At 46.1% G+C, this 17,209-nt stretch carries 14 protein-coding genes; 13 read left to right on the forward strand and 1 reads right to left on the reverse strand.

Annotation, left to right across the window (positions count from 1 at the left end):
- Nucleotides 1-35 precede the first annotated feature (35 nt).
- Nucleotides 36-2,834: a two-component sensor histidine kinase BarA gene (gene barA, locus ITG12_RS13785; RefSeq protein ID WP_061036126.1), complete on the reverse strand. Its 2,799-nt coding sequence runs from the start codon at nucleotides 2,832-2,834 to the stop codon at nucleotides 36-38.
- Between the two features lie 192 nt (nucleotides 2,835-3,026).
- Between barA and rlmD the strand changes: the two genes are divergently transcribed.
- The 13 genes from rlmD (at nucleotide 3,027) to rpoS (ending at nucleotide 17,169) form a co-directional block, all read left to right on the forward strand.
- Complete coding sequence (gene rlmD, locus ITG12_RS13790) at nucleotides 3,027-4,346, forward strand: 23S rRNA (uracil(1939)-C(5))-methyltransferase RlmD (RefSeq protein WP_045405493.1); 1,320 nt, start codon at nucleotides 3,027-3,029, stop codon at nucleotides 4,344-4,346.
- A 127-nt stretch (nucleotides 4,347-4,473) separates the two neighbouring features.
- Nucleotides 4,474-6,693, forward strand: coding sequence for a GTP diphosphokinase (relA, locus tag ITG12_RS13795; RefSeq protein ID WP_038870285.1), 2,220 nt, complete (start codon nucleotides 4,474-4,476; stop codon nucleotides 6,691-6,693).
- Between the two features lie 215 nt (nucleotides 6,694-6,908).
- The gene (gene mazG, locus ITG12_RS13800) at nucleotides 6,909-7,706 is read left to right on the forward strand and encodes a nucleoside triphosphate pyrophosphohydrolase (RefSeq protein WP_248873149.1); all 798 of its coding nucleotides are present in this window, start codon (nucleotides 6,909-6,911) and stop codon (nucleotides 7,704-7,706) included.
- Between the two features lie 151 nt (nucleotides 7,707-7,857).
- A complete protein-coding gene (locus ITG12_RS13805) occupies nucleotides 7,858-9,498 on the forward strand; it encodes a CTP synthase (protein WP_038870283.1) in 1,641 nt (546 codons plus the stop codon).
- Between the two features lie 81 nt (nucleotides 9,499-9,579).
- Complete coding sequence (gene eno, locus ITG12_RS13810) at nucleotides 9,580-10,878, forward strand: phosphopyruvate hydratase (protein ID WP_038870282.1); 1,299 nt, start codon at nucleotides 9,580-9,582, stop codon at nucleotides 10,876-10,878.
- Between the two features lie 316 nt (nucleotides 10,879-11,194).
- Nucleotides 11,195-11,476: a cell division protein FtsB gene (gene ftsB, locus ITG12_RS13815; protein WP_038870281.1), complete on the forward strand. Its 282-nt coding sequence runs from the start codon at nucleotides 11,195-11,197 to the stop codon at nucleotides 11,474-11,476.
- A gap of 1 nt (nucleotide 11,477) precedes the next feature.
- Nucleotides 11,478-12,185 carry a 2-C-methyl-D-erythritol 4-phosphate cytidylyltransferase gene (ispD, locus tag ITG12_RS13820; RefSeq protein ID WP_038881208.1) on the forward strand — a complete coding sequence of 236 codons (708 nt, stop codon included), beginning with the start codon at nucleotides 11,478-11,480 and terminating at the stop codon, nucleotides 12,183-12,185.
- 14 nt (nucleotides 12,186-12,199) lie between these two features.
- Nucleotides 12,200-12,676 carry a 2-C-methyl-D-erythritol 2,4-cyclodiphosphate synthase gene (gene ispF / locus ITG12_RS13825; protein ID WP_038870279.1) on the forward strand — a complete coding sequence of 159 codons (477 nt, stop codon included), beginning with the start codon at nucleotides 12,200-12,202 and terminating at the stop codon, nucleotides 12,674-12,676.
- 46 nt (nucleotides 12,677-12,722) lie between these two features.
- Nucleotides 12,723-13,766: a tRNA pseudouridine(13) synthase TruD gene (truD, locus tag ITG12_RS13830; RefSeq protein WP_039976444.1), complete on the forward strand. Its 1,044-nt coding sequence runs from the start codon at nucleotides 12,723-12,725 to the stop codon at nucleotides 13,764-13,766.
- Nucleotides 13,766-14,542 (forward strand): 5'/3'-nucleotidase SurE, encoded by a 777-nt coding sequence (gene surE / locus ITG12_RS13835; protein ID WP_248873150.1) that lies wholly within the window; start codon nucleotides 13,766-13,768, stop codon nucleotides 14,540-14,542. Before truD ends, surE begins: the two co-directional genes overlap by 1 nt.
- On the forward strand, nucleotides 14,542-15,168 hold the full coding sequence (locus tag ITG12_RS13840; RefSeq protein ID WP_038870274.1) for a protein-L-isoaspartate(D-aspartate) O-methyltransferase: 627 nt from the start codon (nucleotides 14,542-14,544) through the stop codon (nucleotides 15,166-15,168). The genes surE and ITG12_RS13840 overlap by 1 nt, the downstream gene beginning before the upstream one ends.
- A gap of 14 nt (nucleotides 15,169-15,182) precedes the next feature.
- Nucleotides 15,183-16,106 (forward strand): peptidoglycan DD-metalloendopeptidase family protein, encoded by a 924-nt coding sequence (locus ITG12_RS13845; RefSeq protein WP_038870272.1) that lies wholly within the window; start codon nucleotides 15,183-15,185, stop codon nucleotides 16,104-16,106.
- 79 nt (nucleotides 16,107-16,185) lie between these two features.
- The gene (gene rpoS / locus ITG12_RS13850; protein ID WP_038870341.1) at nucleotides 16,186-17,169 is read left to right on the forward strand and encodes an RNA polymerase sigma factor RpoS; all 984 of its coding nucleotides are present in this window, start codon (nucleotides 16,186-16,188) and stop codon (nucleotides 17,167-17,169) included.
- Nucleotides 17,170-17,209 lie beyond the last annotated feature (40 nt).

Here is a 17,209-nt window from a genome sequence, read left to right on the forward strand (position 1 = left end):
GGCTTTTTTATTGTGTTGATTTTCCGAACTATTCTCTACTGTTCAAGATAAAACTTCGCCGTCGTGGTGACTTTAATCATCTCATCTTGCAGTTCGAACATTTCCGGTTCGATGTCTTCAATACTCGCACCTGAACGCAGCGCCTGTTCCAAGGTTGCACACAGTGACTTCAACCTCGGTACGCCACAGTAAGAGCTACTGCCGTGAAGTTTATGCACCACATGGATAAGGTCATCACGCGAAAAGTCTTCTTGCTCTATGGCTTGATCGACCACTTCTTCCACTTCTGGAATAAAGTCGATCAACATGCGCAGCATGTCCTTAGCTAGGTCTTCTTTGTTTGCACTTTGTTTTAAGGCCGCTTGCCAGTCGATGATCATATCTTGCTGCGGTTTTTCCGGCGCTGGTGGTGCAGCTTCCACTGCAGGCTCCACGTAAGATGGTGCGATCTTATCGACACTGTCAGTACAGGTATTTGGATTCCAATGAACCAAAACCTGTTGCAACACATGTTCCTCAATTGGCTTGGTTAGGTAATCATCCATACCCGCTGCCAGCAGCCGGTCACGCTCACCAGCCATTGCGTGTGCGGTCACCGCAATTACAGGAGTGTCTTTGTTCAGCTCTAGCTCTTTAATGTACTGACAAGCGGTTACGCCGTCCATCAATGGCATTTGAATGTCCATGAAGATCAGATCGTATTTCTTCTCTGTTGCGAGGTTCACTGCTTGTTGACCGTTGCTGCATGCCGTTACTGTTTCGACACGCTCTCTCAATAGCGCGGAGATCAGCTTCAAGTTGGCAGGGTTATCATCAACCGCAAGCACAGTTAATGGCAGTCTTTCGCTCTCTACAGGTTCAACCGGAGGCAGGGCAACCTGAGGCATTTCGATATGGTCAGTGATCAGGCTCTGTAGCAGTTTACGACGCGATAATGGCTTGGTCAGACATTGGATCTGATGATCGTTCATCACTTGGTCTGCTAATGCTAGCTCCGTGCTTGGCGTACCCATGATGACACTTGGAGCCATACGCTTCGCCTGTTCAATCCACGCTGAGACGGATTGGTCGTCGTAAGTTTGGTTTGCGCCCAAGTTCAACAATACGTAGTCGTAGTGTTCATCGTTCTCTGGTAGCGATGAACGGTAGGTCACTAGAATGCCTTCTTGACTCAAGACTTGTTGAGTCACTGATGCTGCTTGCATGTTTGGTTCAACCAGCAGCAGCTGCTTACCAGATAGCAGTTCTACTTCAATTAGATCGCTCATTGGCATTTCTGTTGAATGTAGGCGCAGCGTAAACCAGAAGGTAGAACCTTGGTGGAGACGGCTGGTTAAGCTGATTTCGCCGCCCATTTGGCTAACCAGTTTTTGGGTGATAACCAGACCTAAACCAGTACCGCCGTATCGGCGTGAAATACTTGCATCTGCTTGGCTAAAGGCTTGGAACAATTGTGCTTGTTGGCGCTCCGAAATACCAATGCCCGTATCGCGAACCATAAATTGCAGTTCAATGGAATCACTGGATTGGGACCGCATTTCAACACTGATGTCGATGTTGCCGCGCTCGGTAAATTTGATCGAGTTACCGACCAAGTTAGTAAGGATTTGCTGGATACGCAGTGGGTCACCGACCAAGCCTGGCGGAATCTTCGGATCCACTTTTAGGGTGATCTCCAATCCTTTCTCATGTGCGCTGGTCGCTTGTAAGTTAATAACTTCTTCCAAGCTTTCTCTGAATTCAAATGGAATGTTTTCTAGGGCTAGCTTACCCGCTTCCAGTTTCGAGAAGTCGAGGATGTCGTTGATGATGTTGAGTAGGTTGTTTGCCGACTTCTCAATGGTTTGCAAGTAATCCGTTTGGCTGTTCGACAACTGAGTTTTAAGCATCTGACGCGTAAAGCCAATCACACCGTTCAGTGGCGTACGAAGCTCGTGTGACATATTGGCTAAGAATTCAGATTTCACTCGCGCCGCTTCTTGCGCACGTTTCTTCGCGATGTCTAACTCTACGTTCTGAATTTCTAGCTGTTCGAGGGTTTCACGCAAGTCCGATGTCGCTTGGTCTATACTGTGCTGCATCTCAACGTGGTATTCCGACAACGAGACCGCCATGGCGTTGATGCCGTTTTTCAGTTGGTCCAACTCACCGTGCATTTTGCCTTCGATACGCACGTCAAGGTGGCCACGACGAATTCGGTCCACAACGTTCTTCATGTGGGTGATCGGCTGGGTAACGTCATGCATGAGGCGAGAGGCGAACACGCTCGCGAGACCAAGGCCGAGAATCAACACCAAGAATGCTGAGAAGACCTCTTGGTACTGCTGCAAACGAAGTGACGAAAGATCCATTTCCACCGCAATGTAGCCAATGGCTTTTGTTCCCTGATTCTCATTTGAAAGCTCAGAAAGATAATGGCCTTCTGATAGAATCGGCACACGCAGAATAAGCGAGTTATCGAAGATTTCTGAGTTCCCTAATTGAGGAATCGGTTTGTCCTTCGGGAACATCAGCGCTTCAAAATTTGGGTGGAAGTTAGAGGTGACAAAAAGCTCATGGTTTTCATCAAACACCGCGATACTACGAACCAATTTCGAGTTTTTACGGTGGGCGTAGCTGATCAGGCGACGGACGGCTTCACGACTTTCAGAAAGAAGGTGCGTTTCGCTGGCAATAGCAAGTGGTTCGATAATGCTATTACCTGTCGTGATGACTTGTTTTTCGAGGTCTTGGTAGCGGTTAAATGAGAAAAAGCCGCTCAGTAATAAACCAATAATGAGTGTGGGAGCGAGAGTTAGTGTAATTACACGTGCTCGTAAGCCATATCTGGTCATGTTATCTAATTACATCGGAGTCTGGATATGGGAAAATAACGCATTATTTCTCAAGCGCGCGATAAAGCCTTGAGTAAAGAAGTGACGTCACCGGATAAACGGTAAGCATAATCAAGTCACTCGAATCACACAACGGCTGCAATCAAGAATAGTGAAGCCGTAGAGCAATTAGACACAAATCAGGCACAGAGCATGGCACGTATCTTTCAACCTAAAAAGAAAACGCAATTAAATACTCGTCACCAAGCGGTACAAGTGGAGCGTTTGGATCACCACGGCGCAGGCATTGCTTACCTCAAGAAGAAACCATTGTTTATTGATGGTGCGCTACCGGGTGAGGAAGTGGTAACCCAATTGGTGGAAGAAAAGAGCAAATTCGCTCGTGGTAAGTTGATTAAAATCCTTAAACCGAGTGAAACACGCGTTGACGCCTTTTGTCCGCATTACCATGAATGTGGAGGCTGCGACCTGCAACATTTGAACTATGACCAACAATTGACGCATAAGCAGCACACGCTTCGTCAGTTGATGAGAAAATTTGCCGGCAGTGATATCGAGTTGGATGCACCTGTGTTGGGTGACTCTCATGGCTACCGTCGCCGTGCTCGCGTGAGCTTATTTGTGGATAAAAAGACCCGTCAGCTGCACTTTGGTTTCCGTAAGAAACAAAGTAAGCAAATCGCACAAGTGACGGACTGTCCCGTGCTTGCGCCTGAGTTGAATGTGTTACTGCCAGAAATCTACTCGACGCTAAAAGCGTTTAAGAAGCCAGAGCAATTGGGTCACGTAGAGTTGGTCTTAGGCGACAATGGTCCTTGTATTACATTGCGCCACCTAAGCAAACTGACTGAAAAAGAAACTAACACTTTGGTGGAATTGGCGAAGCGTCATCATGCATCGCTCTACCTGATGCCAGAAACGGATCAACTTGATTTGATTGAAGGTGAAGTGCCTTTCTATCAAGAAGCCGGTGTCACCGTACCATTCACGCCAAACAACTTTATTCAAGTGAACCAAGCGGTGAACCAGAAAATGGTCGCTCAGGCAGTGGCGTGGTTAGACCCACAAAGTGACGAGCGAGTGTTAGATTTGTTCTGTGGTCTAGGTAACTTCAGTTTGCCAATTGCAAAACGTGCAAAACATGTGGTTGGCGTAGAAGGTGTGGCAGAAATGGTAGAAAAGGCAGCAAATAATGCATCCTTGAACCAAATCAATAACGCACAATTTTATCACGCTAACCTTGAGCAGGATTTTGAAGGGCAAGTTTGGGCGGCTGAACAATTCGACAAAGTGCTGCTTGATCCGGCACGTGCAGGCGCGAGTGGGATCATCGATCAAGTTTCTGCGCTTGGCGCACAGCGTGTAGTTTATGTTTCGTGTAATCCTGCTACCCTTGCAAGGGATAGTCAGAGCTTGCTGGAGCAAGGCTACCAATTGACCAAATTAGGTATGCTGGACATGTTCCCTCATACCAGCCATCTAGAATCGATGGCGCTGTTTGAAAAGTCCTGATAATTGGGACTTTGTTGATCACTTACACGTGGTGGGTGGTCAATAAGCCAACGTTTAAGGCTTGGCATAAGAACTAACCTGGATGGTGTTAGTCAAACCACACAAATATAATAATTAGGATGATGAGATGGTTGCGGTAAGAAGCGCGCATTTAAACCAAGATGAACAGTTTGAACTCGAAACCTGGGTGGCTAGCCTAGGGCAAGAGAAGAACACAGCGAAACGCTTAATTGAAGTGTATCGTGATTGCCAGTCGATTTTGGCGAACCACGAGCAGGCGGAGCTTTTGTTGTGGCGTGGACGAGAGATGATTGAAATTTTGATCACCTTGTCGATGGACAAAGCGACACTTGTCGCGGCGCAACTGTTTCCTTTGGTCTCAAGCGGTGCTTTTGATAGAGAACTCCTTGAGGAAAAATACAGCAAAGAAATCATTAAGCTGATCGATGGCGTCGACGAAATGGCGGCAATTGGTCAACTGAATGTAACAATGGATGGTGGTGCTGCCTCGTCTCAAGTTGATAACGTTCGTCGTATGTTGTTGGCCATGGTGGATGATTTCCGCTGCGTCGTCATTAAGCTGGCGGAACGTATCTGCAACCTGATTGAAGTAAAAAAAGCGCCGGACGAAGTTCGTCGCGCTGCGGCAAAAGAGTGTGCAAACATTTATGCGCCTCTGGCAAACCGCCTTGGTATTGGTCAGCTGAAATGGGAAATCGAAGATTACGCTTTCCGCTACCAACAACCAGAAACCTACAAGCAAATCGCGAAGCAATTGGCTGAGCGTCGTATTGTCCGTGAACAATACATCAAAGACTTTGTCGACGACCTTACCCAAGAAATGACCGTATGCGGCATCAACGCAGAAGTCAGTGGTCGTCCAAAGCACATCTACAGCATTTGGCGTAAAATGCAGAAGAAGAGTCTGGCGTTTGATGAATTGTTTGACGTACGAGCAGTACGTATCATCGCCGACAAACTGCAAGATTGTTATGCCGCTCTGGGTGTGGTCCACACCAAATACAAACACCTGCCAAGCGAGTTCGACGACTATGTAGCGAACCCGAAACCAAACGGTTACCAGTCTATCCATACCGTGATTCTTGGCCCTGAAGGCAAGACCATCGAGATCCAGATTCGTACTAAAGAGATGCACGAAGACTCGGAACTAGGTGTTGCAGCGCACTGGAAATACAAAGAAGGCGCAAGCAGCCGCAGCGGTTACGATGAGAAGATCACGTGGCTACGTAAGCTACTCGACTGGCAAGAAGAAATGTCCGACTCTGGCGAGATGTTGGACGAGCTGCGTAGTCAGGTATTTGACGACCGCGTGTATGCCTTTACCCCACGTGGTGATGTCGTCGACCTACCGATGGGCGCAACCCCATTAGACTTCGCTTACCACATTCACTCAGAAGTAGGGCATCGTTGTATCGGTGCTAAAGTGGCAGGTCGTATCGTACCGTTCACCCATAAACTGCAAATGGGCGATCAGGTGGAAATCATCACCCAGAAAGAACCAAACCCTTCACGAGACTGGTTAAACCCATCGCTTGGCTTTGTGACGTCAAGCCGAGCGCGTGCGAAGATCAACGCATGGTTCCGCAAGCAAAGTCGTGAGAAGAACCTAGAAGCGGGTCGTGAAATTCTAGAGCACGAACTGGCGAAAATCGGCGCGACACTGAAAGATGCTGATAACTACGCGCTGAAACGCTTTAACGTTAATAGTGCCGATGAATTGTATGTTGGTATTGGTAGTGGTGACTTGCGTATCAACCAAATCATCAACCACATCAACGCCTTGGTAAACAAACCAACCGCCGAAGAGGAAGACCAACAAGCGCTAGAAAAACTGCAAGAAGCAGAAAATCGCGCGCCAGCGCAAAGTCGTCCGAAGAAAGATGCAGTCGTAGTTGAAGGTGTCGATAACCTAATGACACACCTAGCGCGTTGTTGTCAGCCGATCCCAGGTGATGAGATTGCCGGTTACATCACCCAAGGTCGCGGTATTTCGGTCCACCGCAGTGACTGTGAGCAACTAGAGGAGCTTCGCCATCACGCACCAGAACGTATCATCGATACCGTCTGGGGCAGCGGCTTTGTCGGTTCTTACATCTTGACGGTTCGTGTTGAAGCAATGGAGCGTGGCGGTCTACTTAAAGACATCACAACTCTGTTTGCGAACGAGAAAATCAAAGTCACCAGTATGAAGAGCCGCGTCGATTACCGCACGCAAATGTCGATAATGGACTTTGACCTTGAAGTGACAAACTTGGAAGTGTTCTCGCGAGTGTCAAAACGAGTCGAGCAGATTAAGGATGTTATGTCGGTGAAACGCTTAGGCTAACTTTCACGTCGTACTTGTCACTTTTACTGCGTTAACTGCGTTTTCTTGCTCCATCACATAGGCGAGCTATGCTCAGGAGTCGCGAAAACTTGTTGCCTTGTCAAAGTAACAATTACTTAGTGAAAGCCGCTGAGAAAATAAAATAATCTAGAAGGTGAGTGGTTTTGGCTGCTCACCTTTTTCTTTAGATAGAAAGGTTTAAAGGAACAGAGAAAATGAGTCATCCAATTGAACAGTTAGAACAAATCATGGCGAAGTTACGTGACCCAGAAAGCGGTTGCCCTTGGGACTTAAAGCAAACTTTCGACACCATTGTTCCGCACACCATTGAAGAAACCTATGAAGTGGTGGATGCGATTCAAAACCGTGATTGGCCGAACTTACAAGAAGAGTTGGGTGACTTATTGTTCCAAGTGATTTTCTACAGCCAAATGGCGAAAGAACAGGGGCTGTTTGATTTTTCTGACGTCGTCGAAACTGTGAATGAAAAACTGACTCGTCGTCATCCTCATGTTTTTTCTGATGTTGAGTTTGAATCTGATGAAGAAATTAACGCTAATTGGGAAGCAGAAAAAGCCAAAGAAAAAGCACAAGTAGGCAAAGCTGAGGAAAGTATTCTAGACTCAATACCGAACTCTCTACCTGCGCTTTCTCGTGCTACAAAAATTCAAAAGAAATGCGCTAAATATGGTTTTGATTGGGACTCTCTGGGTCCTGTAGTCGGGAAGGTACAAGAGGAAATTGAAGAAGTGATGGAAGAGGCGCTTCAAGTCAACCCCGATGAAACCAAGGTAGAGCTTGAGTTGGGGGACTTATTATTAGCGACCGTCAACCTATCTCGTCACTTAGGCAAAGACCCTGAAGTCGCTTTGGCCAAAGCAAATCTAAAGTTCTCAAGACGCTTTAAAGGCGTGGAAACTAAAGTTGCAGCGCACGGTAAGCAACTCACAGACTTTACTCTAGATGAACTCGATTCGATGTGGGATGAAGTGAAACGAGAAGAGCAAAGCTGAAATTGCATGAATACTCGACTTTGATTTGAAGCAAAAAATAAAAAATTCCGGTGTGATAGATTTCACGTTGTGGCGTTAAGGAGCTTCTGGTATATTTACGTCCCGTCCAGAAGCACTCCATTTCCCTCATTCAACCAATTTCAGGTTAAACATGACGACAAATTACATTTTTGTTACTGGCGGGGTTGTATCCTCTCTAGGTAAAGGTATTGCAGCAGCATCTCTTGCCGCTATTCTAGAAGCTCGTGGTCTTAAAGTGACTATGATGAAGCTTGACCCTTACATCAACGTTGATCCAGGCACAATGAGCCCAACTCAACACGGTGAAGTGTTCGTTACGGAAGATGGCGCAGAGACTGACCTTGACCTTGGTCACTACGAGCGTTTCATCCGCACCAAGATGACTAAGCGTAACAACTTCACTGCAGGTCGTGTTTATGCAGACGTACTACGTAAAGAACGTCGCGGCGATTACCTAGGTGCAACCATTCAGGTTATCCCTCACATCACTAACGCTATCAAAGACCGCGTAATCGCAGGTTCTGAAGGCCATGATGTTGCTATCGTTGAAGTCGGTGGTACGGTAGGTGATATCGAATCACTACCATTTATGGAAGCTATTCGTCAGCTTGCTGTAGAACTAGGCCGTGAACGCGCAATGTTCATGCACCTAACTCTAGTTCCTTACCTAGCAGCTGCGGGCGAAGTGAAAACTAAGCCAACTCAGCACTCTGTTAAAGAGCTGCTATCTATCGGCATCCAACCAGATATTCTAGTTTGTCGTAGCGATCGTATGATCCCTGCTAACGAACGTAAGAAAATTGCTCTTTTCTGTAACGTACAAGAAAAAGCAGTTATCTCAATGAAAGATGTAGATTCTATCTACAAGATCCCTCAGCTAATCAAAGCTCAAGGTCTAGACGATCTTGTTTGTGCTCGCTTTGGCATCAATGCGCCAGAAGCTAACCTGTCTGAGTGGGAACAAGTAATTTACGAAGAAGCTAACCCAACGGCAGAAGTGACGATTGGTATGGTTGGTAAGTACATTGAACTACCAGATGCATACAAATCAGTAAACGAAGCGTTGAAACATGCTGGTCTTAAGAACCGTCTGAGCGTTAAGATTCAGTACGTTGATTCTCAAGATGTAGAGAACAAAGGTGTTGAGATCCTAGAAGGTCTAGACGCAATCCTTGTTCCTGGCGGTTTCGGTGACCGTGGTATCGAAGGTAAGATTCGCGCAGCTCAATACGCTCGTGAAAACAACGTTCCTTACCTAGGTATCTGTCTAGGCATGCAAGTGGCACTGATCGAATACGCGCGTAACGTAGCGGGTATGGAAGGTGCACATTCAACAGAATTTAACAAAGAGACGAAGTACCCTGTGGTAGGTTTAATCACAGAGTGGGTTGATGGCGAAGGTAAAGTTGAAGAACGTACCGAGAAGTCTGATCTTGGTGGTACTATGCGTCTTGGTTCACAGCTATGTCACCTAGAAAAAGGTACGAAAGCTCGTGAACTATACGGCAACGCGACAATTCATGAGCGTCACCGTCACCGTTATGAAGTGAACAACAATCTTCGTCCGCAAATCGAAAAAGCAGGCCTTAAAGTATCTGGCTTGTCAGCTGACAAGAAACTGGTAGAAGTAATTGAGAACCCAGCTCACCCATGGTTCGTAGCGGCTCAATTCCACCCAGAGTTCACATCAACACCGCGTGATGGTCACCCATTGTTCGCAGGTTTCGTGAAAGCAGCTGGCGAATACCAGCGTGGCGATTTCGAGAAGTAAGTAAGGAATACAGGCAGTAACGTAAGCTGTGTTGCTGCCTTTAATTTTGACATTATATATTCAACGAGAAGGAAACATTCAATGTCTAAGATCGTTAAAGTTCTAGGTCGTGAAATCATCGATTCACGTGGTAACCCAACTGTAGAAGCTGAAGTACACCTAGAAGGCGGTTTCGTAGGTATGGCTGCTGCTCCATCTGGCGCATCTACTGGTTCTCGCGAAGCTCTTGAGCTACGTGACGGCGACAAAGCACGTTTCCTAGGTAAAGGTGTTCTTAAAGCTATCGAAGCTGTAAACGGCCCAATCGCTGAAGCTCTAGTTGGTAAAGACGCGAAAGATCAAGCTGCAATCGACGCAGTAATGATCGACCTAGACGGTACTGAAAACAAATCTAAATTCGGTGCGAACGCTATCCTAGCTGTTTCTCTAGCAAACGCTAAAGCAGCAGCTGCTGCTAAAGGCATGCCTCTATACGAGCACATCGCTGAGCTAAACGGTACCGCTGGTCAGTTCTCTATGCCTCTACCAATGATGAACATCATCAACGGTGGTGAGCACGCAGATAACAACGTTGACATCCAAGAGTTCATGATCCAACCAGTTGGTGCTAAGACTCTTAAAGAAGGTCTACGTATCGGTGCTGAAGTATTCCACAACCTAGCTAAAGTTCTTAAGTCTAAAGGCTACAGCACTGCAGTTGGTGACGAAGGTGGTTTCGCTCCTAACCTTAAGTCTAACGCTGAAGCTCTAGAAGTTATCGCAGAAGCTGTTGCAGCTGCTGGTTACGAACTAGGTAAAGACGTTACTCTAGCTATGGACTGTGCTGCATCTGAGTTCTTCGACAAAGAAGCTGGCATCTACAACATGAAAGGCGAAGGTAAAACTTTCACTTCTGAAGAGTTCAACCACTACCTAGCTGAGCTAGCTAACCAATTCCCAATCGTTTCTATCGAAGACGGTCTAGACGAGTCTGATTGGGCTGGCTTCAAGCACCAAACTGAACTACTAGGTGACAAGCTTCAACTAGTAGGTGACGATCTATTCGTTACTAACACTAAGATCCTTGCTGAAGGTATCGAGAAAGGCGTAGCTAACTCTATCCTTATCAAGTTCAACCAAATCGGTTCTCTAACTGAGACTCTAGCTGCAATCAAGATGGCTAAAGACGCAGGTTACACAGCAGTAATCTCTCACCGTTCTGGCGAAACTGAAGATGCAACTATCGCTGATCTAGCGGTAGGTACAGCTGCAGGTCAAATCAAAACTGGTTCTATGAGCCGTTCTGACCGTGTTGCTAAGTACAACCAACTTATCCGTATCGAGGAAGCTCTAGGTGAGCGCGCTCCTTTCAACGGTCTTAAAGAAGTTAAAGGTCAATAATTTAGGTTTCTAAATTATTAGCTTAACGCTTTAAAAATACGCCTCGCATTTGCGGGGCGTTTTTGTATCTGAGATACGTAAACGCATCGCTTAGATAGGCGGGAGCTAACTTTGCTTTTTGATGTCTGTCGTTCACGTTCATTTGTCATTCCCTAGAACGACGAAGGAGGGAGTCGGAAATCTCTTTGTTTCATTTTGCTGCTTTTTTCCTGTAAGGAGCGTGTGAGTCTCTTTTTCTGCCCTAGAGCCAACCACGCATTTATGCTATATATGTCACCTTATCTAATCCCTTCCGGTACAGAATGTTAGCAGCGATATGCGAATCTTTGTTTTAGCCCTTACGTTACTGTTTGGCTGGCTCCAATATACCCTATGGTTTGGCAAAAACGGGGTGACTGACTACTACACAGTAGAAGATGAAATTGAAGTGCAGCAACAAGTGAACAGCAAGCTGCAAGCTCGTAATAATGAGATGTTCGCAGAAATTGATGACCTGAGACAAGGTCTTGATGCGATTGAAGAACGTGCGCGTCATGAGTTAGGTTTGGTCAAAGATGGCGAGACTTTCTATCGTATTATTGACGAGGACGAGCAATAACATGCCAAAGTTGTTTTCATCTCATGTTGCGATTGTACCTGCGGCCGGTGTTGGTAGCCGTATGAAGGCTGATCGCCCTAAGCAATATCTCTTAATTGACGGAAAAGCGGTATTAGAGCACACAGTAGAGAAGCTGCTTTCTCATCCGAGGATCTCTAAAGTCGTGATCGCAATTACCGATGGCGACCCTTATTACCCTGAATTGAACATTGCTCAGCACCCAGACGTGATTTGCGTGTCTGGTGGCAAAGAAAGGGCGGATTCTGTGCTTTCAGGGCTAAACTATGTAAGAACACATCTTGAGAGCGAGTGGGTTTTAGTTCACGACGCAGCAAGACCATGTGTTCTCATATCCGATATTGACCATTTGATCGACGTTTGTAGCGCACACCCAACAGGTGGCATCCTTGCCTCTCCAGTGAGAGACACAATGAAGCGAGCAAACGTGGCACAAGATATCGATCATACGGTAGATAGAGAAGCATTGTGGCATGCACTTACCCCACAAATGTTTAAAACTCAACAATTAACACGAGCACTGACTGACGCATTAGAACAAGGTGCAACCATTACTGATGAAGCTTCGGCTTTGGAATGGTTAGGTGAAACGCCGGCTTTGGTTCAAGGTAATGCGAATAACATAAAAATTACTCAGCCAGAAGACCTCGCGTTAGCCGAGTTTTACCTAAGCCGTGAGCACGGCGAGTAAACAAAGGATAGAAAATGATTCGAATTGGTCATGGTTTCGATGTACACAAATTTGGTGGTGAAGGCCCTGTGATTATCGGTGGTGTCGCTGTTCCTTACGAACAAGGGTTGATTGCCCACTCAGATGGTGATGTGGCACTTCATGCGTTGAGCGATGCACTGCTTGGTGCTATTGCTGCCGGAGATATTGGCCGTCACTTCCCAGATACCGATGATAAGTGGAAAGGGGCTGATAGCCGCGAACTGCTTAAAGATGTTTACCGCAGGGTGAAAGAACAAGGCTATCGATTAGGAAACGCTGACATCACCATCATGGCACAAGCGCCTAAAATGGCGCCACATATCGACGCAATGTGTGCCACGATTGCTGAAGACTTGGAAACCGATATCAGTAATATAAACGTAAAGGCGACGACGACAGAGCGTCTCGGTTTTACTGGACGCAAAGAAGGCATTGCAACGGAAGCAGTTGTACTTCTCTTTAAGCAATAACCTAGCAATTTGCTCCTCAATGCTGCGTTAGCAGTGGAAAAACATCATGTCAGACATTTTATCTTCATTGGCTTACCTTACGGGTAAGCCTGTAGCATCAGCAAAAATCAAAGCGCAACCAGAACACTTTCAGGTTCGCGAAGACTTAGGTTTTGCCTTTACGGGTGAAGGCGAGCATTTAATGGTTCGTATCCGTAAAACGGGCGAGAACACCAGCTTTGTTGCTAATGAGCTAGCAAAAGCCTGTGGCGTTAAGTCGAAAGACGTTAGCTGGGCGGGTCTTAAAGACCGTCACGCAGTGACTGAACAATGGCTAAGTGTTCATTTACCGAAAGGTGAAACACCAGATTTTTCAGCATTTTTGGCGCAATACCCAAGTATCGAAATTCTGGCAACAGATCGTCACAATAAAAAACTACGTCCTGGTGACCTAGTAGGGAACGAGTTCGTGGTTACTTTGTCTGAAGTGACAGATGTAGCGGATGTTGAGCAACGCCTTGAAAAAGTGAAACAAGTTGGCGTGCCGAACTACTTTGGTAGTCAGCGTTTTGGTAACGATGGCAACAACCTTGAAGAAGCACGTCGATGGGGGCGCGAGAACGTACGTACTCGTAACCAAAACAAGCGCAGCATGTATTTGTCGGCGGCTCGTTCGTGGATCTTCAACCGTATCGTTTCAGCTCGATTAGAGCAAGGCGTGTTTGACAAGTTCATCGACGGTGATGTGGCGAAGACAACTTCTGGTACTCAGTTGATTGATGCAAGCAACATTGCTGATCTACAGGCACAATTTGCTCAGGGCGAAGTGGTTATTACTGCAGCGCTAGCTGGAGACAATGCACTTCCAACTCAAACAGATGCATTAGCCTTGGAGCAGCCTTTCTTGGATGAAGAACCCGATTTAATGGCATTAATTCGTGGGAATCGTATGCGTCACGACCGTCGTGATATTGCACTTAAACCTCAAGACTTAGCTTGGACGGTGGATGGCAACAATATTACGTTGACCTTCTCGTTAGATGCCGGTTCGTTTGCGACCTCTATCGTACGCGAGTTGATTATCGAGGAAAAAGTAGAAAGAGAATATTAATGGAAATGGATTCACCAAACGCGAAGCCATTAAGAGTACTGCTCAGTAATGACGACGGCGTTCATGCTCAAGGAATTCATGCGCTTGCTGATGAGCTAAAAAGTATTGCTGAGGTGACGATTGTGGCACCAGATCGAAACCGGTCTGGTGCTTCGAACTCACTGACGTTAGAGCAGCCTCTGAGAGTAAATGAAATCGCACCCAACACCTTCTCTGTGCAAGGCACCCCGACAGATTGTGTTCACTTTGCATTGAATGAATTGATGCAAGGCGATTTACCAGACTTAGTTCTCTCTGGGATCAATCATGGCGCGAACCTTGGCGATGATGTCTTATATTCAGGTACGGTTGCCGCTGCGATGGAAGGACACTTTCTTGGCGTTCAATCTGTTGCTTTTTCGTTGGTGGGTAAACAGAACTTTGCAGCTGCGGCAAAAATTGCCCGTCAGCTAGTTGAGCACCATTTGGTTAGGCCGATCCCGACTAACCGCTTACTGAACGTCAATGTTCCTGATTTACCACTAGAACAATTAGGTGGGATTGAAGTGACACGTTTAGGCGCCCGTCATCATGCCGAGAATATGATCAAGCAACAGGACCCACGTGGGCATGATATATATTGGTTAGGTCCTCCGGGTAAAGAGCAAGATGCTGGAGAGGGCACCGATTTTTATGCGATTGAGCATGGTCGAGTTTCAATCACCCCACTGCAAGTTGACCTCACTGCTCATGAGTCTTTGCGTGCGATGGACAGTTGGTTAAAGGAAGAGAAGTAATGAGTAACCCACATGCTGACAGGTTGATAGCGTTTCTTATCTCCAGTGGCATCAGTGATCAACGCGTATTGGATGCCGTGTACTGTTTGCCGCGTGAGAGTTTTGTCTCACAGGCAATGATGCACCAAGCGTACGATAACAATGCGTTACCGATTGGTCAGGGGCAAACTATTTCTCAGCCTTACATTGTTGCGAAAATGACAGAATTGCTCGATCTCAAACAAAGCAGCAATGTGCTTGAGATAGGAACAGGATCAGGTTATCAAACGGCTGTACTTGCTCAAATCGTTGATCATGTTTATTCCGTTGAACGCATCAAATCTTTGCAATGGGACGCTAAGCGTCGCTTGAAACAACTGGATATTTATAATGTCTCTACCAAACATGGTGACGGCTGGCTCGGATGGGAAGCGAAAGGTCCGTTCGATGCGATTATTGTCACTGCGGCTGCGGAAAGTGTTCCCCAAGCACTTTTATCTCAGCTGAAAGAGGGCGGTAAGATGATCATACCTGTTGGTGAGGATGAGCAACAATTGTTGAAAATTGAACGCAAGGGTGAACAATTCCTTTCTACCGTGGTAGAAATGGTAAGATTTGTGCCATTAGTTGCAGGCGATTTAGCTTAAGGGTTAAAGATCAGGTGAATAGGTTCTTACGTCGTTTTGGTATTAGCTGCTTGATAGCTGCGGGACTTGTCGGTTGCGCGGCTCATTCGCCTGCGCCTGTTTCTAGCTTAAATAAAGACTATTCTAGTGTTGAACGAGGCAGTTATAGAGGCAGTTATTATGAAGTAAAGAAAGGAGATACACTTTATTTCATAGCTTATGTCACAGATAAGAATGTAAATGACCTTGTTCGTTACAATGAACTTAACGCACCCTATACGATTTTCCCTGGTCAACGATTAAAACTTTGGGCACCGAAATATGTTGCTCCAAAATATGGTCATAAAGTGGAACCCGTTGTTCCTCCAGTGGTTGCGACAAAACCAGCGCCAGTGACTAAAACATCAACAGCGTCAAAGCCGTCAAATTCAAGTAAAAGCTCTACTCAAAAGCCTGCGACCACTACGCCTAAAGTTGCACAAAAACAGCCGCCAAAGAAGGTTGAACAATCCAAACCAAAGGAGTATGTTGGGTCAAAAGGTAATCAGAATGTTAAACCGAAACCACCAGTAACTGCGGCGAAAAACGATAAAGTATCAAAGTGGTTGTGGCCAACAAAAGGGAGAGTAATCAAGAACTTCTCAGCGGGAGAACAAGGAAATAAAGGCATAGACATCGCAGGACAGCGTGGTCAGCCTATCGTTTCAACCGCGGCCGGCACTGTTGTGTACTCAGGTAATGCGCTACGAGGTTATGGCAACCTAATTATAGTGAAGCATAACGACAATTATTTAAGCGCATACGCACACAATGACAGATTGCTGGTATCAGAAGGACAAAGTGTCAAGAGCGGACAAAAAATCGCTACCATGGGTAGTTCTGGTTCTAAGTCAGTTAAGCTCCACTTTGAAATTCGCTATCAAGGTAAATCCGTAAATCCAAAACGATATTTACCTTAAAACTTTGATTAACAACTTGCGACATCATTTAGCGACATATTGAGTTGTTATGTTTGCTAACTCGCCAGGGGGAGGCGTTATGAGTATCAGCAACACAGTCACCAAAGTTGAAGAGTTCGAATATGACAACGCAACGACAGGAAGCGGAAGTCCTGAACTTGAAAAAACATCTAAAAAAACCAAAGCAACAGCTCGCGAAGAGTTTGATGCGAGCAATAAAAGTCTAGATGCGACACAACTGTACTTAGGCGAAATTGGCTTTTCACCACTACTCACAGCAGAAGAAGAAGTACTTTACGCTCGTAGAGCATTACGTGGTGATGAAGCTGCCCGTAAGCGAATGATCGAAAGTAATTTACGTCTTGTCGTGAAGATCTCTCGTCGTTACAGCAATCGCGGTTTAGCACTTCTTGATCTTATCGAAGAAGGCAATCTGGGCTTGATCCGTGCGGTTGAGAAGTTTGATCCTGAACGAGGTTTCCGTTTTTCAACCTACGCAACGTGGTGGATTCGCCAAACGATTGAGCGTGCGTTGATGAACCAAACTCGCACCATTCGTTTGCCAATTCATGTGGTTAAAGAGCTAAACATTTATCTGCGTACCGCACGTGAACTTTCTCAGAAGCTCGACCATGAACCAACGGCAGAAGAAATTGCAGCTCAGCTAGATATTCCAGTTGAAGACGTAAGTAAAATGCTTCGCCTTAACGAGCGTATCAGCTCTGTCGATACACCTATCGGTGGTGATGGCGAGAAAGCGCTACTGGATATTATTCCTGATGCAAACAATTCGGATCCTGAAGTATCCACTCAAGACGATGACATCAAATCCTCGTTGATTGACTGGCTAGAAGAGCTAAATCCAAAACAGAAAGAAGTGCTTGCTCGTCGTTTTGGTTTACTTGGCTACGAGCCATCAACGCTTGAGGAAGTGGGACGCGAGATTGGTCTAACACGCGAACGTGTACGTCAGATTCAAGTTGAAGGTTTACGTCGATTGCGCGAAATCTTGATTAAGCAAGGTTTGAACATGGAAAACCTGTTCAACGTGGAAGTCGACTAGGACAGTCCTGCTTTAGAATAAACAAAAGGCTATGGGAAAC

Origin of the sequence: Vibrio sp. ED002 (assembly GCF_023277445.1) — a bacterium.
In the GTDB taxonomy this organism is placed as follows: domain Bacteria; phylum Pseudomonadota; class Gammaproteobacteria; order Enterobacterales; family Vibrionaceae; genus Vibrio; species Vibrio jasicida.